Annotated in this window: 17 protein-coding genes; 10 read left to right on the top strand and 7 right to left on the bottom strand. The window is 72.5% G+C overall.

Translation table 11 applies throughout. The annotated features are described in order from the left end of the window. Positions 1–104: 104 nt before the first annotated feature. A complete protein-coding gene (locus ACIQM4_RS00830; protein ID WP_401584100.1) occupies positions 105–770 on the bottom strand; it encodes a 4'-phosphopantetheinyl transferase in 666 nt (221 codons plus the stop codon). A gap of 248 nt (positions 771–1,018) precedes the next feature. Here ACIQM4_RS00830 and ACIQM4_RS00825 point away from each other — a divergent pair, with 248 nt between their 5' ends. From ACIQM4_RS00825 to ACIQM4_RS00815, 3 genes are all read left to right on the top strand, one after another. Further along, positions 1,019–1,723 carry a tryptophan 2,3-dioxygenase family protein gene (locus tag ACIQM4_RS00825; protein WP_401584097.1) on the top strand — a complete coding sequence of 235 codons (705 nt, stop codon included), beginning with the start codon at positions 1,019–1,021 and terminating at the stop codon, positions 1,721–1,723. After that, positions 1,720–2,640 carry an alpha/beta hydrolase gene (locus tag ACIQM4_RS00820; RefSeq protein WP_401584095.1) on the top strand — a complete coding sequence of 307 codons (921 nt, stop codon included), beginning with the start codon at positions 1,720–1,722 and terminating at the stop codon, positions 2,638–2,640. The genes ACIQM4_RS00825 and ACIQM4_RS00820 overlap by 4 nt, the downstream gene beginning before the upstream one ends. 133 nt (positions 2,641–2,773) lie before the next feature. Next, positions 2,774–3,475, top strand: coding sequence for an NADH oxidase (locus tag ACIQM4_RS00815; protein WP_401584093.1), 702 nt, complete (start codon positions 2,774–2,776; stop codon positions 3,473–3,475). Positions 3,476–3,480: 5 nt separating this feature from the next. Here ACIQM4_RS00815 and ACIQM4_RS00810 read toward each other — a convergent pair whose 3' ends face one another. The 5 genes from ACIQM4_RS00810 to ACIQM4_RS00790 all read right to left on the bottom strand — a co-directional run bounded on the left by ACIQM4_RS00810 (position 3,481) and on the right by ACIQM4_RS00790 (position 9,204). Further along, entirely contained in the window at positions 3,481–4,092 is a 612-nt protein-coding gene (locus ACIQM4_RS00810) for a response regulator transcription factor (protein ID WP_401584091.1), read from the bottom strand. Between the two features lie 44 nt (positions 4,093–4,136). Further along, a complete protein-coding gene (locus ACIQM4_RS00805) occupies positions 4,137–5,345 on the bottom strand; it encodes a sensor histidine kinase (protein WP_401584088.1) in 1,209 nt (402 codons plus the stop codon). 122 nt (positions 5,346–5,467) lie between these two features. Further along, a complete protein-coding gene (locus ACIQM4_RS00800; RefSeq protein WP_401584085.1) occupies positions 5,468–7,780 on the bottom strand; it encodes a TOMM precursor leader peptide-binding protein in 2,313 nt (770 codons plus the stop codon). Further along, positions 7,777–7,953, bottom strand: a complete 177-nt coding sequence (locus tag ACIQM4_RS00795) for a hypothetical protein (protein ID WP_401584083.1) — start codon at positions 7,951–7,953, stop codon at positions 7,777–7,779. Before ACIQM4_RS00795 ends, ACIQM4_RS00800 begins: the two co-directional genes overlap by 4 nt. Positions 7,954–8,253: 300 nt before the next feature. Beyond that, complete coding sequence (locus tag ACIQM4_RS00790) at positions 8,254–9,204, bottom strand: ArsR/SmtB family transcription factor (RefSeq protein ID WP_401584081.1); 951 nt, start codon at positions 9,202–9,204, stop codon at positions 8,254–8,256. A 382-nt stretch (positions 9,205–9,586) separates the two neighbouring features. Between ACIQM4_RS00790 and ACIQM4_RS00785 the strand changes: the two genes are divergently transcribed. Both ACIQM4_RS00785 and hisD (ACIQM4_RS00780) read left to right on the top strand, forming a co-directional pair. Next, a complete protein-coding gene (locus tag ACIQM4_RS00785) occupies positions 9,587–10,498 on the top strand; it encodes a LysR family transcriptional regulator (protein ID WP_401584078.1) in 912 nt (303 codons plus the stop codon). 109 nt (positions 10,499–10,607) lie between these two features. After that, complete coding sequence (gene hisD, locus ACIQM4_RS00780) at positions 10,608–11,969, top strand: histidinol dehydrogenase (RefSeq protein WP_401584076.1); 1,362 nt, start codon at positions 10,608–10,610, stop codon at positions 11,967–11,969. Positions 11,970–12,199: 230 nt separating this feature from the next. Here hisD (ACIQM4_RS00780) and ACIQM4_RS00775 read toward each other — a convergent pair whose 3' ends face one another. Then, positions 12,200–13,198 carry a LacI family DNA-binding transcriptional regulator gene (locus tag ACIQM4_RS00775; RefSeq protein ID WP_401584073.1) on the bottom strand — a complete coding sequence of 333 codons (999 nt, stop codon included), beginning with the start codon at positions 13,196–13,198 and terminating at the stop codon, positions 12,200–12,202. A gap of 211 nt (positions 13,199–13,409) precedes the next feature. On the opposite strand from ACIQM4_RS00775, the gene ACIQM4_RS00770 reads away from it, so the two are divergent. The 5 genes from ACIQM4_RS00770 to ACIQM4_RS00750 are packed head-to-tail and all read left to right on the top strand — an operon-like array spanning position 13,410 to position 18,975. Then, positions 13,410–14,549, top strand: a complete 1,140-nt coding sequence (locus tag ACIQM4_RS00770) for a cupin domain-containing protein (protein ID WP_401584071.1) — start codon at positions 13,410–13,412, stop codon at positions 14,547–14,549. A 5-nt stretch (positions 14,550–14,554) separates the two neighbouring features. Next, a complete protein-coding gene (locus ACIQM4_RS00765; protein ID WP_401584068.1) occupies positions 14,555–15,445 on the top strand; it encodes an alpha/beta fold hydrolase in 891 nt (296 codons plus the stop codon). Between the two features lie 55 nt (positions 15,446–15,500). Continuing rightward, the gene (gene hisD, locus ACIQM4_RS00760; RefSeq protein ID WP_401584066.1) at positions 15,501–16,811 is read left to right on the top strand and encodes a histidinol dehydrogenase; all 1,311 of its coding nucleotides are present in this window, start codon (positions 15,501–15,503) and stop codon (positions 16,809–16,811) included. Continuing rightward, positions 16,808–17,752: an SDR family NAD(P)-dependent oxidoreductase gene (locus tag ACIQM4_RS00755; RefSeq protein ID WP_401584063.1), complete on the top strand. Its 945-nt coding sequence runs from the start codon at positions 16,808–16,810 to the stop codon at positions 17,750–17,752. The genes hisD (ACIQM4_RS00760) and ACIQM4_RS00755 overlap by 4 nt, the downstream gene beginning before the upstream one ends. Next, on the top strand, positions 17,749–18,975 hold the full coding sequence (locus tag ACIQM4_RS00750) for an HpcH/HpaI aldolase/citrate lyase family protein (RefSeq protein WP_401584061.1): 1,227 nt from the start codon (positions 17,749–17,751) through the stop codon (positions 18,973–18,975). The genes ACIQM4_RS00755 and ACIQM4_RS00750 overlap by 4 nt, the downstream gene beginning before the upstream one ends. Positions 18,976–19,483 lie beyond the last annotated feature (508 nt).

The raw sequence follows: 19,483 nt of genomic DNA, 5'->3' as shown, positions 1-19,483 counted from the left end.
AGACCCTGGCGTTCGGGCTGCGGTGTTCGGCCCTGGCGTTCGGATGTACTGAAAACTTCAAGCCGAGTTTAGGCCGAGACCTTGCCCTGGCACGAACGGCTGTCTCAGGCCGCCCCGCGGCGCACCACCACGGCGGTGAGCAGGAGATCCGCACCGGCCGTCCAGCGGCCGGTGTAGGACGCGGGAGCGTCCTGCGCGCCCCTGGCAACCTCGTCGCGCACCTCGGCGGCGAACCGGCCCGCGGCCGGGTCGAAGGTGACGCGGACGTCGGAGAAATCCAGCCAGGTACGGGTGAGGGGGAACCACGCCTTGTAGACCGCTTCCTTGGCGCAGAACAGCAGCCGGTCCCAGCACACCGCAGGGTGCAGGCGGGCGAGTGCCGCGTGCCGCTCCCGCTCCCCGGGGACCGACACGGTCTCCAGCACGCCGTCCCGCAGCGGGCGGTGCGGCTCGGCGTCGATGCCGAGCGAGCGCACCTCGCCGCGCCGGGCCACCGCGGCGGCCCGGTAACCGCGGCAGTGCGTCATGCTGCCCACCACCCCGTCCGGCCAGCGCGGCGCACCGTGGGCGTCGGGAAGCAGGGGCACGGGCGGCAGCCCGAGGCCGCCGAGGGCGGCGCGGGCGCAGTGGCGGACGGTGGTGAACTCGCGGCGGCGCCCCGCACCGGCCGTGGCCACCGCGGCCCGCTCCTCGGGGAAGAGTTCGTCGTCCCCGGTGTCGGTGAAGGAGTCGAGGGCGACGACCGGGCCGGACAGCAACTGTTCGATCACCCGGCCGGATTCTGCCCCAGGTCTCCCGGCTCGCGCTGACATTCCGCTGACACCGCCCGGCCGTCAACTCGGGCCCCCGGTACGGCAAAGCGCGCCCGAACGCGTCCGCGCGCCCGCGTGCGCACCGCGTGCGACGTGCACTTTTAAGCCAGCGCTTGACCTTGGTGCCCCGGGCGCGAATCGGCAGCACAATGGCCACCGAGTAGATCGAGGCGATTTCGCCGACTGCCAATCCATAAGGAGGCCGCATGAACGGCCAGACCGCCGCTCCGTCGTACGGACAGGTACTCAGGCTCGACGAACTGCTGCAGGCCGCCCGGGTCCGGGACGACGACGTGGACCTGGTCCTGTTCCTGGCCACCCACCAGTCCTGCGAGATCTACTTCGCCGTCATCCTGCGCCACCTGGAGGCGACGAGGGCGGCCCTCGACGCGGGCGACGGCCGGCTGGCGGCCGCCCGGATCAAGCCGCTGCCCGTCGTCGTGTCCACGCTGGTACGGCAGTTCGACGCCCTGGCGACGCTGTCGCTGGACGCGTTCAACACCATCAGGACCGACCTCGGGGACGCCAGCGGCTTCCAGTCCGTGCAGTTCCGTGAGATCGAGTACTTCTGCGGGGTGCGCGACACCCGCTTCATGAACACCGCCGGGTTCTCCCCCGCCGACCGGGCCAGGCTGCAGCGACGGCTGGACGAGCGCTCGCTGCAGGAGGCGTACCGCGACTTCGCGGCGGGCTGCGGCGACCGGGAGACCACCGACGCCGTCCGCGCGGCGCTGCTCGACTTCGACGAGGCCTTCGCCCTGTGGCGCGCGCGGCACGCCGTGCTCGCCGAGCGGTTCCTGGGCGGCGCCACGGGCACGGCGGGCTCCGAAGGCGCGTCCTACCTGTGGAACGCGGCCAGGCGCCGCCTGGTGCCCGACGTGTGGGCCGTGGGAATGACAGCCGTCTCATGACGACGGACCACGCCCGGGGCGTGCCGGGCCCCGGGACGTACGAGGAGAGCCCGGCCGGCTGGCGTACGTACGGCCAGGAGGAGCTCGACCGGCAGTACTCGCCCAGCTCCCGGGTGGACGACCTCGGCGTCCACCTCGCCCGGTACGCGACGGACAGCGCACTCGCCCGCTCGGCTCCCGCGGCCCGCACCGCACTGCGCTGCGGGCCGCTCCCCGAGCAGACCTTCGACCTGTTTCCCGCGGCGCGCGCGGGCGCCCCGCTGCTCGTGTTCGTCCACGGCGGCTACTGGCAGGAACAGAGCAGGAACGAGGCGGCGTTCGCCGCCCGGGACTTCGTCGCTGCGGGCATCTCCTTCGCCGCCCTCGGCTACGGTCTGGCGCCCCGCCACAGCATGCGGCAGGTCACCGCCGCCGCGGGCGACTCGCTGCGGTGGATCTGCACCTCCCTCGCCCAGCTGCCAGGTGCGCCGCGGACGGTGCACCTGGCCGGCCACTCAGCGGGCGCGCACCTCGTGGTGTCCGCGCTGCTCGACCCCGAGGGCTGGCGGCGGGCCGGGACGACCGCCTCCGACGCGGTCTCCTCGGCGGTCCTGCTCAGCGGCGTGTACGACCTGGAACCCCTGCGGCACACCTACGTCAACGACCTGCTGGGCATGGACGAGGACGAGGCCCGCGACTGCAGCCCGCAGCTACGGCTGCCGGCCGCGCTCCCGCCGCTGATCGTGGCCCGCGGCGAGAACGAGACGGACGAGTTCGCCCGCCAGCAGGAACGGTTCGTCCGCTCGGCACGACTCGGCGGAACACGTGTCACCCCGCTCGTCGTGGACGGCCGGCACCACTTCGACCTTCCCTTCGACCTCGGTGATCCGGCCACCTCCCTGGGCAACGAGGTTCTCCGCCGGGTTGTCGCACGGTGAACCCCACCCCAAAGGACCGGTGAATTATCCATACCGATCGTGTGACTCCGTGACTGTTCTCTGCTGAGCCGATGGCCCCACACTCGGCGTGATCATCATGCCGAGCCGAGGAAGCGCCATGGGATGTGCGGACATGAACGAGACAGTGCAGCTCTGGTCGTTACGCGAGGACGTGGTCGTCGAGCCGGAGACCGCCGACGGTGAGTGCGTCCTCACCGGCCCCTGGGGCTGGGACCGCATCGAGGGGGCACCTGCCGTCGTCCGCGAGGCGCTGCGCAGGATGGAGCTCGGGCCGGTGCTGCTGAAGAACCTGGAGCCCTGTCCGGACGGTCCCGCGTCCCAGTCCGAGGTACTGCCCCTGCTGCTGCGCACCTTCGAGCAGCTTTCCCACCTGGTGATCCGCACCCTGGGCCCGGTCGGCCTCGGGGGCCCGCTGCTCTCCGTGTGCCCGGTGTCCCGGGAGGCGCAGTTCGCCCCGGTGCGGGTGTCCCGGTGCAGACCGGTGCGGCTTCCGCGGGGGGTGACGTGCACGCTGGAGAGCCAGGGGTTCGCGCTGGAGCGCCCCGGCGGCGCGTTCCGTGTGGTGCTGCACCGTCCGGAGGCGATGTGGGTGGTGGGCACGCTGGTGCGGCCCACCGCACCGGAGGAACTGGCACGGATGCTGCCGTTGCCGGTGGCCCTCGTCGAGAACATCGTGGGCTATCTGGCCTCGGCCGGAATGCTCCTGACGGACGGCCCCGACCCCCGCAGCCCCGGCCCCGATCCCGGCAGCACCGATCCCGGCAGCACCGACCCCGATCCCAGCGGCCCCGGCCCCGAACCGCGGAACGGCTGACTCCCTCAGTGCAGCCAGCCCGCGTCCCGCGCGATCCTGAGCGCGTCCACCCTGTTCCTGGCGTGCAGCTTCGTGACGATGCTGGTCAGGTAGTTCCGCACGGTCCCCTGGGTGATCTTCAACCGCTTGGCTATCTCGCTGGGTTCAAGTCCCTCCGCGGCGTGTTGCAGGACCTCCGTCTCCCGCTCGGTGAGCGGGGTCTCCACGCTGTTCCAGGCGGAGAGCGCGAGTTGGGGGTCTATCACCCGTTGCCCCGCCACCACGCTCCGTACGGCGGAGGCGAGTTCACGCGGCGGGGCGTCCTTGAGCAGATAACCGCTGACCTGCGCCGCCAGGGCGCGTCTGAGCGTCCCCGGTCTGCCGAGGCTGGTGAGGATCAGGGTCCGGCACTCCGGCAGCCGCTTGCGCAGTCGCGCGGCGGCGGTCAGCCCGTCGAGGCCGGGCAGGTCGATGTCGATGATGGCCACGTCCGGCCGGTGCTCCAGGGCTGCCGCCACGATCTCGTCGCCCCGCTCCAGCTCGCTGACGACCTCCAGGTCGTCCTCCAGGCTCAGCAGGGCCACCAGGGCGCCACGCACCATGTTCATGTCTTCGGCCAGCAGGATGCGGGTGGTCACGACGGAATGCTCCTTCTCACGACGGACGGTGGACTCGACGGCGCTCAGGCGGCGGACCCCCGGGGGAAGACCTCGGCCCCGGGGTCGGCGACGCCCCGCACGGGGCACGCCGGGACCTCGGCCACCAGCCGGAAGGTGTCGCCGGGGCCGTGCTCCGCGGTCAGCTTCCCGTGGGCGGACCGCAGCCTCTCCTGCAGGTTGCCCAGCCCGCTGCCGCTGTGCGGGGACACGTCGCGGTACGAGGGGTGCGCGCCGTCGTTGACCACGCACAGCCGTACCTGGCCCGCCTCCTGGACCGCCTCGATGCTGCAGAAGCCCGCCTGTGAGTGACGCAGCAGATTGGTGATCGCCTCCCGGAGCACGGCGGCCAGCACGGTGTCGACCTGTTCGCGGAGCAGCCCGATCCGCGCCTCGACCCGTACTTCGAGGTCGGCGGCCTCCAACAGGGACTGTGCGGAGCCCAGTTCCTGTTCCAGGGACATGCTGCGCAGGCCGCTGGAGACGGCGCGGACGTCCGCGAGCGACTGGCGGGAGACCGTGAGGACCTCACTGATCTCCTCCATCGCACGCCGCGGGTGGGTGGGGATCAGCCGGTGGATCAGCTCGCTCTTGAGCGTGATGGCGGAGAGGCTGTAGCCGAGCAGGTCGTGCAGGTCCCTGGCGAAGCGCAGCCGTTCGTTGGCGACGGCACTGCCCGCCAGTTCGCCCCTGGTGTCGTGCAGCACCCGCACGAGGGTGGCCAGCCGGGACAACCCGTACACCACCAGCCCGGTCAACAGGGTGGACTGGCAGAGGTAGATGGTCTCCACCACGGAGAGGCCGTCCAGCGTGGGCGGGATCAGCATGGACAGTCCCACCACGCCGTAGGCGGGCCAGGCCGCCCTGGCCGGCAGGAGCAGCAGCAGCGAGCCCGCCAGGAACCCGGCCATGGCCCCCCACTGGGCGTGGAAGAGCACGATCGGCAGATAGGTGAGCAGCGCCTGGGCGCCCAGGGTCGCCGCCGTCTGCCACGGCGGCGCCGCGGCGGCGTGTGCGGCGGAGTGCCGCAGTTGCAGGACGAAGATGAGGCCGAGGCACAGCAGCGCGAACAAGAAGACCCAGGTGTCGAAATGCTCCCCCACGAGGTTGAGGACGGTGACGCCGAGGTAGCTGATCAGCGCCAGGGTGAGGATGGTGCGGGCCAGTCGGGGCGCCAGGAGATCCGATACCTCAAGAGTCTTCTGACGGGGTGCTCGCTCTTCGTGAAGTGGCATGGCCGTTCTCTGCGTGACCTTGTCTGTGCTTGTCCCTGCACATCGAACTTCGGCTCGTCGAAACTCTGTACTAGGCGAAGATCGTAGTTGGCCGGTGCCACGAGCGAGTGTCCAACGAGCATTTAGACGAAGAGTGGTATGGGGTTCAACTCATGCCTGGGAGTGGGAAGTTCCAGCCTGCCGAGGGACACCGGCGTGCTGAACAGCCGACCGGGGCCCAATCGCGGCCAGAAGTGCCGCAGTCCGGGAACAATCACCTTCAGTACCGGAAGCCCGAGGTCCGGTCTGCTCTGGTCGAGCACCAGGAGCTCCATACCACGTTCCCTGACCATGTCGGCGATCAGCGTCACGTCGTCCAGCAGGTCGGTGTGGGCCACGTAGGACCAGTCGTGCGGTCCGCGCGGGCGCGCGGCCGGATCGGGCGACAGGTAGGACTGGTTGGCCGTGGTGGCCCGGCGCCACCAGTCGAGCGGCTCCGCCTCGGAGATGCGATATCCGGTGCCCTCGGGGGTCACCTCACTGACCAGCGGCAGCAGCTGGCCCATCTCGGTGAGCGCCCTGCGCAGGGCCAGCCGGGGGTCGAAGTGCGCACCGAAGCCGAAGAGGATGTCCTGCGCCGGGGTGTCGGTGCGCCGCGAGAGCGCCACCACCACGGGGACACCGAAGTCCGAGGTGAGGTCCAGTGCCCAGATCTCCCGGTTCAGTGTCCGGTAGCCCTCGCGCAGTGTGCCGATGTACGGCTCGGCGAAGGCGTCCAGGTCGATGCCCGGCTGCCGGGTGCGGTTGTACCACCACAGGGCCACCGCGTCGCGCTCCACCAGTTCCAGGAAACCCTGGACCAGGGCGTCCTCCGGGCTGCTGCCCGCGGCGTTGCCGTTGGAGTCGGCGAACAGGCCGTCCGGCGACTCCTGTTCGCTGTAGTACAGCATCGAGGTGGGCAGCAGCCGCTGCGTCTGTGCGGTGAGCGACCACACCGGCGTCCAGTCGGTGGGCCGGCGCTCGTCGAACCTCGGCGGTACGTGACTCATCCGCGAGCCGCGCGCGTTCCAGTCCTCGCGCTCCCGGAACTGGCTCTCGTCGTACAGCTGGCAGGAGTTGGGGTGCACTGCCGCGGGCCCCAGACCCAGGTAGGAGTCGCGCACCACGGGTTCGTCGCCGTGCCGGGTCCCGCTGTAGCGCTCGACCGCCTCGCCCAGGGCGCTGGTGCGCGCCTCGTCCTCGGTGAGGCCCTTGCCGCCGCTGAGTGCCCGCAGCCCGGCGCGCAGGCCGGCCAGGGTCGGGCTGCGCATGGCGAGGTTCTCCCCGGACAGGAAGGCGTTGACGAAGCCGGGGCTGCCGGGCGCCCGGCGGATCTCCTTGATGATGCCGGTGACCGGGTCGACGAGGTGCGCGTGCCGCTCCAGCATCTGGGCGGGTGTCAGGGCCCGGTGGCCGTTCAGGTCCTGGGCGGCCTTGGGCCGGGACCGCGGTACGAACGGGGCCCGCACCCGGCGGGCGACGGCCCCGGGGTCCCCGCAGTCGGCGCACTGCGGCAGCCGGCTCACCGGGTGCGCGGTGCTGTCCAGGGCGAACGTGTCCAGCGCGACCACGGCGTTCTGGGCGTCGTTGCGGACGCCTGCCAGCCACTTGGCCGCCTCCAGCACGGCGAGCTGCACGGTGAGGGAGCGGCCCGCCGCGAGGGTGGCGTGCGGGCGGGCGGGAGGTCCCGCGAGGTTGAGCGCGCGGCGCAGCGGCCACTCGGAGAGCCGGTGGCCGCGCAGCCGGGTGGCCAGGCAGTTCCAGCACGGCCCGTCGCCGGGCCGCAGCAGCGGGCCCACCCAGGAAGCCGTGGAACCGACCCGGGCGAGCAGCCAGGGGGTGCCGGACGCGCGGTGTTCCGCGTCGATCTCCCGCAGGCCGGGGGCGAGGTAGTCGTCGCACAGGACGAGCGAGAGGTCGGCGTGCTCGCCGGGGGCGGCGAGGCTGAGGCCGGAGGCCCGGCAGGCCTCGTGCACCTGGTCCGTGCCGACGCCCCCGAGGGCGACGACACGCACCCGGCGCTCGGCGAGCGTGCCCGGAACCTGGCTGCCGTCGAGGCCGGCCAGGTCCCAGTAGGCCTCGGCGGCCGGATCGGGGCAGGGGGTGGCGCGCGTGCCGTCCGTCGCGGCGGGCCGCAGTCGCAGCAGCCCGGCGGTGTCGAGGGCGACCAGCGAGTGCCGCGCCTCCTCCTCGGTGAGTGAGGGCACCGCGTCCCTGACGACGGCGGCCGGGCTCCGGCTGCCGTCCAGGAGCGGTACCAGCACCGCGGCGGGCTCTCCGTGCAGCGCGACGACACCGCGCTGGGAGAGCAGGTACGCCGCTTCGCCGGGGACGACGGTCGCGCGGATGTGCCGCTTGAACCCGAGGCGCTCCCCGGTGTCGTCGGTGACGGTCGCGCGGCCCCCCGCCCCGCTCATCCCTCGTTCCGCAGGGGGCCGGCGAACGCCGTGGTGTCCGGCGTGGCGACCACGCAGATGCTGAGCAGGGCGATGCCGTGGTCCGACTTGTCGAACTCCTCGATCACGAGGGACCGGCCGTCGAAACGGTGTGAGGCGGCCGTCGGGGGGGCAAACGAGTGTGATCCGAGCACGTTCGTCACAGTGATCATTCCTTCGCGAGTGGCCGGGGTTACGGAGTGATTCTGCGCGGCGGGCGCACAGCGGTGACAGTGTCGGACTCACGCCGCAGATGTGAAGTCCTCATGGACCGGCACACAGGTCGGGCACACACTCTCACCGCTCAAGCGCATCCTACGAGGCCTGTGTTGACGCTGAAGTGAAGTTCGAGCGGTTGCCGGCCGAAGTCCGAAGGACGGTCTGCGGGTGTACCGAAGGCCCCCGGCGGCTGCCCCCCTGGCCCCCGGGCGGCCCCCGGCGGCCGGCTCCCTCGTTCAGCTCGCGGCGGACGAGGCACCGAGCCGGCTCCCCGCGCGCACCGCCTCGCGCAGCCGGCCGCCCAGCAGTTCGCGGCCGAGCGGGGTGACCGAGTGCAGCACGCTGTTGCGCACCCGCCGGGAGGTGACGAGCCCGGAGTCCCGCAGCACGGAGGCGTGCTGGCTCGCGGCACTTGGCGACACGTCCAGCAGGGCGGCGAGCTGGCTGGTGGTGCACGCGTCGGTCAGGGCCCGCAGGGCGGCGGCCCTGGTCCGGCCGACGAGACCGGTGAGTGCCCGCCCGCAGTCGGGCTCCACCCGCTCCGCGACACGGAACAGGTCGGCGATCCCGGGCGGCACGGCGAACACCAGCGCGGCCGAGTCGCTCTCCCGGTCGGCCTCGACGACCCGTCCGACCCCGCCCGCCATGAACACCGAGGGGGTGAGCAGCAGCCCCCTGCCGTTGAGCCGGATGTCGAGGGCCGGGCCGTCGTGGATCTCCAGGACCGGCGCGTTCCAGACGATCCGCGGGTGCAGCGTCGTGAGCAGCTGCTCGACACCGCCGGACATCGCGATCCGCCCGTGCGCGTCGCACTCGGTGCTGAGCCGGTCCAGGATGCGGTCGCGGTACGGCACGACACCGATCCGCCACATGTCCATCGCCAGTCGGGTCGCCTCGGACCGGGTCAGCGAGGACCCTGACCCCGAAGTGTCACGCTCTGCACGGGAGTTCAGCAGGAACAGCAGGTCGTCCGCGGACTTCAGCGAGCGCAGCCGGGGGTCCCACTGCTTGTACAGCTGAGGGTCCTCGCGCAGGCGGCGCAGCACGTCGCTGCGCCACCGGGTGTACTCCACGTTGCGCGACCCGGTGAGCGCGCCGATCGCGAAGGCTCCTTCGGCGACCGGCCCGAGCGATCTCCGCAGCCGGATGCGGGCGAGATCGGCCGCGGTGAAAACGATTCTCTGCATGTGTTGCCCCCGTGGGTGAAGTGTGGGGCGGCGGCACGTGCCCCCGGGACCCAGACGTCAATCGGGGCAGACGATGCCACGGCCGAACCCACCCGCACAGTTGCCTGCTACCAGCGCGGACGTGGCCGATTCACGCGCGGAACCATGAATTCCTCACCGCTGCGCCCCACCGGCCGTCAAGCACGCCCCGAGCCCCGTCACCTCCCCCTTCCGGCGCGGCCCGGTGCGATCCACAGGGCGATCCCGGGGGCGGCACCCGCACCCCGTGGGACGGCGCCCCCGAAGTGCCGTGGTAGGACGGCCCGGACGGCATCCGCCGCGGCCCGGACGCGGACGGGCGCCCCGACCCGTCCGCTCCTCCCCCTACAGGACAGGCACCCGCATGACCCTCAACCAGCTGAGAGCCTTCGTCGAGGCGGAACGGCTCGGGTCGTTCACCGCCGCGGCGCTGGCCATGGACATCGCGCAGGCGTCCGCGTCCGAACTGGTGCGCCGGCTGGAGGCCGAGCTGGACTCCGAGCTGTTCGCGCGCGGCAGCCGCACCCTGACCCTCACCTCGGCGGGCCACGAGCTCCTGCCGTACGCCCGGCAGGCGGTGGAGGCCGCCGAGAGCGGGACCCGGGCGGTGCGTTCGCTCGGCTCACTGGGCGGCGGAACCGCCACGTTCGGCGTGCTCCGCAACGCGGACTACTACCTGCTGTCCAATCTGGTGCAGCTGTTCCACGCCAGGTACCCGTCCGTCCGGGTCCGGCTCGTGGGCCAGAACTCCGCGGAGACCGCCGCGGCGGTGGCCGCGGGACGCATCGAGGCAGGCCTGGTCGTCCTGCCGATCGACGACGAAGGACTGTCGGTCACCCCGCTGCTGCGCGACGAGGTGTTCTACGTCAGCGCGAGCGAGGAGCGGACCCGCGCCCCGCTGTCGATCGAGGACTTCGCGCGGGCGCCCCTGGTCCTCTACGACGCTCATTACGGCTGGCAGGACCCCACCAGGCGCCAGCTCGCCGAGCGGGCCCAGCTCGCCGGGGTGAGCATCGACCCACTGATCGAACTGGAGCACGTGGAGGCCGCGTTGGGCCTGGTGGCGGCCGGGGTGGGCGACACGATCGCCAGCCGCGCGGTGGTCGCGGGCGCCGCGTTCCCCGCCGGGCTGCGCACCGTCCCGTTCGCCGATCCGCTCCACGACACGATCGCCCTGGTCAAACGGCGGGGGTACCCGTTGTCCCGGGCCACGCGGGAACTGGCCCGGATCGCGGAGGACACCCTGCGCGAGCTCCGCGACGACCTCGGCCTGTGATCCGCCCGGCGGGTCCGCACGACGATCACCCCTGCACAGGAAAACCCTGTGGTTGAGACAGGAACTGCCCCTCTGGTCCCGTGGCGGCATGACGTCTAGCGTCCGTGCCATGCAGATCACGCACGACGAAGCCCAGTCCCTCCCGCCGTTCCGGTGGCTAAAGAAGCCGGCCGTGGACGGTCCCCCCGCCCAGCGCGACCCCGCAGTGGTCGAGCGGGTCTCGCAGATGCTGAAGGAGATCGAACGCAAGGGCATGGACGCGGTGCGCGGCTACGCCCAGGAGCTGGACGGCTGGTCCGGCCCCCTGGAGATCGAGGCCGCCGAGCTGAAGAAGTCGGGGGATGCGCTGCCCCCGGACGTCCGTACCGCACTGGAGATGGGTTACGAGCGCACCCACAGGTTCGCCGCCGCGCAGCGCGAGCACCTGGTGGACTTCGAGACCGAGGTCGCACCCGGTGTCCTCGGCGGCCAGCGCTACGTACCCGTGTCCCGCGTCGGCGCGTACCTGCCGGCCGGCCGGTTCCCGCTGCTGGCGAGCGCGTTCATGACGGTGAACGTGGCGAAGGCCGCCGGGGTGCCGACCGTCCTGGCGTGCACCCCGCCGTCGGGTGAGCACGGCGCGCACCCCGCGGTGCTGTACGGCGCCTATCTGTCGCGCGCCGACCGGGTGTTCGCGCTCGGCGGTGTCCAGGCGCTCGGCGCGATGGCCTTCGGTCTGCTCGGCGAGGCCCCGGTGGACATGCTGGTAGGAGCGGGCAACGCGTACGTCACCGAGGCGAAGCGGCAGCTGTTCGGCCGGGTCGGCATCGACCTGCTCGCCGGCCCCTCCGAGGTCGCGGTCATCGCCGACGACAGCGCCGACCCGGTGTGGGTCGCGGCGGACCTGCTCGGCCAGGCCGAACACGGCCCCAACTCCCCGGCCGCCCTGATCACCACCTCGGAGAGGCAGGGGCGTGCGGTGCTGGCGGAGATGGAGCGCCAGCTGGCGTCGCTGCCCACCCGGGACATCGCGGGCCCGGCGTGGCGCGACTTCGGCTCCGTCATCCTGGTGGAGGACCGCGCGGGCGCCGTCGCCGTCGCCGACGTGATCGCCCCCGAACACCTGGAGATCCAGACCGAGGACGACGACCACTACCTGGCGAACCTCACCAACTACGGTTCGCTGTTCATCGGTTCCTGGTCGACGGTCGCCTACTCGGACAAGGGCATCGCCGGTACCAACCACGTGCTGCCCACGGGCAAGACCGCGCGCTACAACGCGGGGCTCTCCGTCTCCAGGTTCCTTAAGCCGCTCACGTACCAGCGCGCGTCGAAGGAGGGGACGGCGTCCCTGGCACCCGCCGTCGAGCGCATCTCGGCGTTCGAGGGGCTGGCGGCGCACGGCGCCACGGCGACGCTGCGCATCGACCGGGTGGGCCGGTCGTCCGGCGCGTTCCGCGACGTGCCGGCCGCTCTGCGCGAGCAGCTCTGACACCGGCGCGGGGCGCAGGTCACGGGCGGTGCCGCGCGGTACCCGCCACGGGGGTTCCGCGGGGCGCACGCCACGGGGCTCCGCGCGGTACGCCACGGGGGTTCCGCGCGGCGCACGCCACCTGCGGCAAGGCGGCATGGCGGCAAGGCGGCAAGGCGGTGCATCGACCGTGGAACGCCTGCGCCGCCCGCCATGGCGTTCGCGTGCGGGGCGCCCCGGGCCGCGCCGGGTCAGCGGGCCCGAGCGTGCGTGGCGCGGGGTACGAACTCGGTTGCCAGGACGAGGCGTTCCCCGGCCGGATCCACGTCCTTGGTGATCCGCCGGACCAGCAGCCGGGCGGCCTGCCGCGACAGTTCCTGCAGGTCGTGCCGGACGGTGGTGAGCCGGAAGACCTCCCAGGCCGCCATCGGGAGGTCGTCGAAGCCGATCACGGTGAGGTCGTCGGGGACCTTCACCCCTGCCGCGATGGCCGCGTTCAGAACCCCGATGGCGACGACGTCGTTGCCGCAGAACACCGCGGTCGGCGGTTCGTCCGCCGCCAGCAGGGCGGGCAGGGCCCGGTAGCCGGTCTCGTACTCGAACGCACCGCGCACCACCCGGTCCTCGCGCAGGCCCACGCCCGCGTCGGCGAGAGCCAGCCGGAAGCCCATCTCGCGTTCGCGTCCGGTGGTGGTGTTGGCCGCGCCGAAGACACCGGCGATGCGGCGGTGCCCGAGGGCCACCAGCTCCTGGGCCACAAGCCGTCCGCCGCCCTCGTTGTCCACGACGGAGGCGAAGTCGCCGGCCCGGCCGGTGTCGCGGTTGAGGAAGACGTAGGGCATGCCGCGCCGCTCCAGCTGGGCGGGCAGCCGGGAGTCAGTGGTGGCGGTGGCGAGCACGACGCCGTCCATCGACTGGTCCAGCAGCTTCTCCTCGGCGACCGCCTCGTCGGACCGCTCGGTGATCAGCATCATGCGGTAGCCCAGGCTGCTCAGCTCGTCGTGCAGCGGGGCGATGACGTGCGGGTAGAACGGGTTGGTCAGGTCGGTGACGATGACGCCGACCCGGCGGGTGGCACGCGTCGAGAGGGTACGTCCGGCCTCGCTCGGCACGTAGTTCAGCGCCAGGGCCGCGCGCTTGACCTTCTCGCGCGTGGCCTGGGAGACCCGGAGGTCGTCGCGCAGCGCGCGGGAGACCGTCGGCTGCGAGACACCGGCCAGCCTCGCCACATCGTGACTGGTGATCCCCATCGGCCCTCTCCTCGTCGCCTCCCGGCGCCACCCGGCGGGCACCCCGGCCCAGTATACGTATGCCGCTACCGGGACCGGCGGTCCGTACGCAAGTCGACCCGTCCACCTACCTCGGCCCAACTCACTTGCAGCGAAGTGACCAACCCCCTTGACATCCCCGCACCCGAGGCCTGTCATGGAATACATACGTATTCACAAGCAAGGAGCGATCATGTCCGATGCCGTTGTCACCCCCAGCGAACTGGACCGCCGCACGGTGCGCCGCAGCGACTTCGTCTCCTGCAACCAGGCGTTCATCGACTGCCGCACCCCGGGTTCGGACCGCAAGGAGAACTACGCGATGATCGGGCCCGGCGTCTCGCAGGCGGCCGGCCAGCACGTCAACCTCCGCCTTCCGCACGGCTACAACATCGGCGCCGCCGCCATGCCGCACGGCATCACCAACAACCTGCACCTGCACTACACGGCCGAGGTGTTCATCTGCACCCAGGGCGAGTACCTGCTGCGCTGGGGCGCCGACGGCACCGAGGGCGAACTCACGCTCAGGGCCGGCGACATCGCGTCCGTCCCGACCTGGATCTTCCGCGGCTTCACCAACACGGGCCCCGACGACGGCTGGATGTTCACCGTGCTGGGCATGGACCGCACCGGTGGGATCATCTGGGGCCCCTCGGTCCTGCGCGAGGCGCAGCACCACGGGCTGTACCTCACCGCTGACAACGAACTCGTCGACACCGTCGCCGGAGACACCGTGCCGCCGGAGTCCGAACTTGTCGGCCCGCTGGCCCAGGAGCACATCGACCGGCTTCGGCACTACACCCCGCAGGAGATGAGCCGACGGGTCGCGGCGGCGGACGACCTGGTCTTCTCCGAGCACCCCTTCGTCGACAGCACCCTGCCCGGCGGCGGCGCCCGGCTGAGCTGTGTCATCGGCTACGGCATGACCGAGGACCCGCACCAGGAGCCCCGCGTCTTCAACCCGCACGGGCACAACCTCGCCTGGCTCAGGGCCGACCCCGGGCAGGGCGTCTCGCAGCACCGCCAGCACGAGACCCAGACCCTGATCGTGAAGGACGGCCTGTGGGAGGTCACCCTCAACCGGATCGACCCGGTCACGGTGCGGCTGGGCCCCCGCGACATGCTCTCCGTCCCGCAGGACGCATGGCGCACCGTGCGCAACGTCGGTACGGAGCAGGCCGATCTCCTGGTCGTCAACTCCGGCGACGGACGGGTCCGGCTGGAGTGGGACGACGAGGTCCTCAAGGCCGCGGCGGACGCGGGCCTGGGCATCGACCACAACGGCTACGTCGCCCCGTACGCGCTGCTGCCCCGCTCCGCGCGCCCCTGGTGACGGGCGTGCGGTACGAGGAAGTGGCGGGCGGGCCGTACGGGGACGCAGCGGGCGGGCCGTACGTGGAGGTGGCCGGCGTGCCGTACGAGGAAGTGGCGGATGTGCCCTACGTAGAAACAGCGGGTGTGCCTTACGAGAAGGCCACGGGTCCGCTCCCGACGGCGAGCCACGCACCGAACGGGACGGCGGCCGGACCGTTGCCCTTCGTGGCCGTGCCCGGGATGCTCTGTGACGCGGACCTGTGGCGTGACGTCCGCTTCCCCGAAGGACACGAGGTCCGGCACGTCCCGCTACGCCGCACGGACATCGGGGCGCTCGCCGACGACGTGCTCGCCGCGGTGGCGGGACGGTTCGTGCTCGTCGGGCTCAGCCTGGGCGCCATCGTCTCCTTCGAGGTGCTGCGCCGGGCACCAGGACGTGTCGCCGGGCTGTGTGTGATGGCGACCAACGCGCACGCTCCGCGCCCCGAGCAGTACGCGGCCTGGCGGGCGATGGACGACCGGATCGCGGCCGGCCGGTTCACCGATGTCGTCGAGGAGACACTGCCCGGCATGTTCCCCGGCCGGAACCCGACACCCTGGGCCGCGCGCCGCTACCGGGCCATGGCGCACCGGGTGGGCGCCACCGCCGCCCGGGCGCAGCTCGCCGCGCAGGCGACCCGTACGGACGCGGTCGAGGTACTGCGTACGGTCGGCTGCCCCACCGTGGTGCTGGCCGGGGCGCGGGACGCCTTGTGCCCGCCCGCGTTCCACCACGCGATCGCCGACCCCGTCCCGGGGGCCCGCCTGACGGTGCTGCCCGACGCGGGACACCTGCTGCCGTGGCAGCGGCCGGAGGAGGTCACCGCGGCACTGCACGCCCTGGCCACGCCCACCACCACTACCACCACCCCCTGACCGAGCCTTCCCCCCACATATCTGTCCCCTTCACCCGCAGTGGAAGAGAGCCGTCATGCCCCGACACCTCAAGTCCCCCGTGCCCGCCGCGCAAGTCAGTGCGGCGCGGGTGGATGTCGCCGAACGCGTCCACGACATCCTCGGCGCCATCCGTCTGCGCGGCGACGAGGCGGTCCGCCAGTACTCCGAGAAGTTCGACAACTGGAGTCCCGAGTCGTTCCGCCTGTCCCCCGACGAGATCCGCCGCATCGTCTCCGGTGTGCCGGACACGGTCCTCGACGACATCCGCTTCGTACAGCGGCAGGTCCGTACGTTCGCCCAGGCGCAGCGTGACGCGCTGCTCGACGTCGAGATCGAGACGCTGCCCGGCGTCCGCCTCGGTCACCGGCACGTCCCCGTCTCCGGCGCGGGGGCCTATGTGCCCGGCGGCCGTTACCCGTTGACCGCTTCGGCCCACATGACGATCGTGACCGCCAAGGTGGCGGGCGTGCCCCGGGTCGCCGCCTGCACCCCGCCCATCCGGGGGGAGATCCCCGCGGCGACGGTCGCGGCGATGCACCTCGCGGGCGCCGACGAGATCTACCTGCTGGGCGGCGTCCAGGCCGTCGCCGCGCTGGCGGTGGGAACCGAGACCGTCCGCAGCGTCCCGATGCTCGCGGGCCCCGGCAACGCATACGTGGCGGAGGCCAAGCGGCAGCTGTTCGGCGAGGTCGGGATCGACCTGTTCGCCGGGCCGACCGAGATCCTGGTGATCGCCGACGAGCACGCGGACCCGTTCGTGGTGGCCGTCGACCTGCTGTCGCAGGCGGAGCACGGGCCCGACTCCCCGGCCGTGCTGATCACCACGTCCGAGGAGCTGGGACGCGAGGTCGAGCGGCACGTCGAGCGGCTGCTGCCCGGCATGCCCACCCGGGACTTCGCCGGGCCGGCCTGGCGCGACCACGGTGAGATCGTGGTGGCCGGCTCCCTCGACGAGGCCTTCGAGATCGCCGACTCGTACGCCAGTGAGCACGTCGAGGTGCTGACCGAGAACCCGCGCCAGGCACTGGAGAAGATGCGGGACTACGGCGCGCTGTTCCTGGGCGAGGGCACCTGCGTCTCCTACGGCGACAAGGTCATCGGCACCAACCACGTCCTGCCCACCCGTGGCGCCGCCCGCTACACCGGGGGCCTGTGGGTCGGGAAGTACCTGAAGACGGTGACGTACCAGGAGGTCACGGACACGGCGTCCTCCGCGCTGCTCGGCGAGGTGTGCGGCCGGGCCGCGCGCGTCGAGCTGTTCGAGGGCCACGCCCGCTCGGGCGACGTCCGGGCCGCCAAGTACGGCAAGGGCACCCTGCCGTGGAACGAGGAGGCCGGCGCATGAGCGAGCGCACCGGGCGTTCCGGGGAGCACACCGGGCGTTCCGGGGAGCACACCGGACCTTCCGCGGCGCACACCGGGCCTTCCGGGGGGCCCACCGCGCCACGGGCTGGCGGTCCCGCGGAATTGCCCGCCGACCGCAGTGCCCCGCCCACCGATCGCGTCGCGCCGCCCCTCGACCGCAGCGCACCGCTGGCCGGGCGCACCGCGCTCGTCACCGGGGGCGGCAGTGGCCTCGGCCGGGCTGTCGCCCGGTCCCTGCTGGCCGACGGGGCGCGGGTCGTGATCACGGGCCGCAACGGGACCGCGCTCAAGGAGACCGCCGCGCAGCTCGGCCCGCACGTCTCGTACCGCGTCTGCGACGTCTCCCGCCCGGACGACATCGAGGAACTCGCCCGGAGTCTGGCCGACGAGGAGATCTCGGTCCTGGTCAACAACGCCGGGATCGCGGGCCCGGTGGCACCGCTGACCGAGATCGCCCCGCAGGAGTGGGACGAGGTCTTCGACGTGAACGTGCGGGGTGTGTTCCTGATGTGCCGCGCCTTCCTGCCCGCGATGACCGGCCGGGGCGCGGGTGACGTCGTGAACATCGCCTCGGTGTCGGGCAAGCGCCCGCTGCTGCGGCGTACGCCGTACTGCGCGTCGAAGATGGCGGTCATCGGGCTCACGACGACGCTGGCCGGTGAGGTCGGACCGCTGGGCGTCTCGGTCAACTCCCTCTCGCCCGGGCCCGTTTCCGGCCCCCGCATGGAACGCAACTTCCGACTGGAGGCGGAGCGGACGGGCAGCACCTACGCCGAGGCCGAGGAGGCGTTCGTGGCGCGCGCGGCCCTGGGGCGGATGGTCACCGAGGAGGAGGTAGGCGAGGCGGTCAGCGCGATGCTCCGCATGCGCGGACTGTGCGGGGCGGACATCGACCTCTCCGCCGGGATGGTGGCACGGTGACGGCGCGCAGCACCGCGCGCCGCAGCCTCAAACAGCGCCTGGCGGACGGCGAGCAATTGCGCGGCGCACTGCTGCGGCTTCCCTCCGAGACGCTGGTGGAGATGGCGGGGGTCGCGGGACTCGACTTCGTCGTCGTCGACTGTGAGCACGGGCCGGCCGACACGGCCCTGCTCCAGCAACACCTCACGGCCGCGGCCGCCCGGGGCCTCGACGTCCTGGTCCGCGTGGGCCAGGACGAGCCGGCGCTCGCGCTGCGCTGCCTCGACCTGGGGGCCGCGGGGCTGATCCACCCGCACGTGGACGACGCGGCGGACGCCCGGCGGGCGGTGGCCGCGAGCCACTACCCGCCGCTGGGGGAACGGGGGTTCGCGACCTACAGCAGGGCGGGCCTGTTCGGTACGGTCACGGCGGCCGACCACGTGGCCGCGGCCCGGGAGACCCTCGTCGTGGCCATGGTCGAGACCAGGCGGGCCTGCGCGGGTGCGGACGGGATCGCCGCCACGGAGGGGGTGGACGCGGTCCTGGTGGGCCCGGCCGACCTGGCCGCGGACTGTGGTTTCCCCGAGCCGGGCGTGGTGACCGGGCTGACCGCACGGACGCACCAGGCGACGCGGGCCAACGGACGCGCGGTGATGACGATCGTGCCGCACCTGGAGGCGGCACAGGCCGCCAAGGCACAGGGCGCCCAACTGATCGTCTACAACCTCGCCCAGGTCCTCATGGACACCTTGCGCTCCCTGGCCACACCGACAACCCCCCTGGCCACGGCGAACCCAACACACTCGACCGCGGCCCCACCCTCGGGCACACCGGGAACGACGGACACGACCACTGCTCTGCACGTACCGGTCACGCAGCCGCCCTCGGCAGAGCCGGCAGCACCGGCCACACCGCCTCCCTCGGCACAACCGGCCACACCGCCTCCCTCGGCACAACCGGCCACACCGCCTCCCTCGGCACAACCGGCTGCACCGGCCACACCGAGCGCACCGGACGCGACCGTTCCCCCGGCCTCACCGGACGCACCGCACGCACCGGACGCACCGGACGCACCGGACGCACCGGACGCACCGAGCGCGACCTTTCCCCCGGCCGCACCGCATGCACTGGACGCACCGGACGCGACATTTCCTCCGACCGCGCCGGGCACGTCCCCTCCCCCGGCCGCACAGGGCGCGACGATTCCCCCGGACGCATCGGGCACGCCCCCTGCCCCGGCCTGACAACCCCCGGGGTGGGCCCTCCATCCGACCCGACCATCCTCGGGGCGGGTCCTCCATCCGACCCAACCACCCCCGAGGTGGGCCCTCCATCTGCCCCATCTGCCCTCGGGGATGGGCCCCGACCCGGCCCAGCCACCCTCCCGGGCTGGACTCCCTCCCCGGCTTACTCACCCCGGGGGTGAGCCCGCCCCGGCTTCATCACGCCGAGTTGGGCCCGTCTGGCGCCCTGACGACCCTCGGGAGTCGGCCCCACCCCAGGGCCGCCCCGGGGGGGTGGGCCCTTTCTCCGGCCTAACCAACCACAGGAATGGGAGCCTTCCCGGCCCGACCAAGCAGGGGTGGGCCCTCCTCACGCACCGACCACCCGCAGGACCGGCCCCCTCTCCGGTCAAACCACCCGCAGAAGTGGGCCCCTTCCCGGCCCGACCAAGCAGGGGTGGGCCCTCCTCACGCACCGACCACCCGCAGGACCGGCCCCCTCTCCGGTCAAACCACCCGCAGAAGTGGG

This window comes from Streptomyces sp. NPDC091272 (assembly GCF_044757485.1).
Taxonomy (GTDB): domain Bacteria; phylum Actinomycetota; class Actinomycetes; order Streptomycetales; family Streptomycetaceae; genus Streptomyces.
This window is presented reverse-complemented; position numbering and strand designations above follow the sequence as displayed.

Bases quoted from the DNA above. Each gene is read 5' to 3' on its own strand.
- ACIQM4_RS00825 (WP_401584097.1), top strand. From the start codon at position 1,019: ATGAACGGCCAGACCGCCGCTCCGTCGTACGGACAGGTACTCAGGCTC.
- ACIQM4_RS00820 (WP_401584095.1), top strand. From the start codon at position 1,720: ATGACGACGGACCACGCCCGGGGCGTGCCGGGCCCCGGGACGTACGAG.
- ACIQM4_RS00815 (WP_401584093.1), top strand. From the start codon at position 2,774: ATGAACGAGACAGTGCAGCTCTGGTCGTTACGCGAGGACGTGGTCGTC.
- ACIQM4_RS00805 (WP_401584088.1), bottom strand. From the start codon at position 5,345: ATGCCACTTCACGAAGAGCGAGCACCCCGTCAGAAGACTCTTGAGGTA.
- ACIQM4_RS00800 (WP_401584085.1), bottom strand. From the start codon at position 7,780: ATGAGCGGGGCGGGGGGCCGCGCGACCGTCACCGACGACACCGGGGAG.
- ACIQM4_RS00790 (WP_401584081.1), bottom strand. From the start codon at position 9,204: ATGCAGAGAATCGTTTTCACCGCGGCCGATCTCGCCCGCATCCGGCTG.
- ACIQM4_RS00785 (WP_401584078.1), top strand. From the start codon at position 9,587: ATGACCCTCAACCAGCTGAGAGCCTTCGTCGAGGCGGAACGGCTCGGG.
- hisD (WP_401584076.1), top strand. From the start codon at position 10,608: ATGCAGATCACGCACGACGAAGCCCAGTCCCTCCCGCCGTTCCGGTGG.
- ACIQM4_RS00775 (WP_401584073.1), bottom strand. From the start codon at position 13,198: ATGGGGATCACCAGTCACGATGTGGCGAGGCTGGCCGGTGTCTCGCAG.
- ACIQM4_RS00770 (WP_401584071.1), top strand. From the start codon at position 13,410: ATGTCCGATGCCGTTGTCACCCCCAGCGAACTGGACCGCCGCACGGTG.
- hisD (WP_401584066.1), top strand. From the start codon at position 15,501: ATGCCCCGACACCTCAAGTCCCCCGTGCCCGCCGCGCAAGTCAGTGCG.
- ACIQM4_RS00755 (WP_401584063.1), top strand. From the start codon at position 16,808: ATGAGCGAGCGCACCGGGCGTTCCGGGGAGCACACCGGGCGTTCCGGG.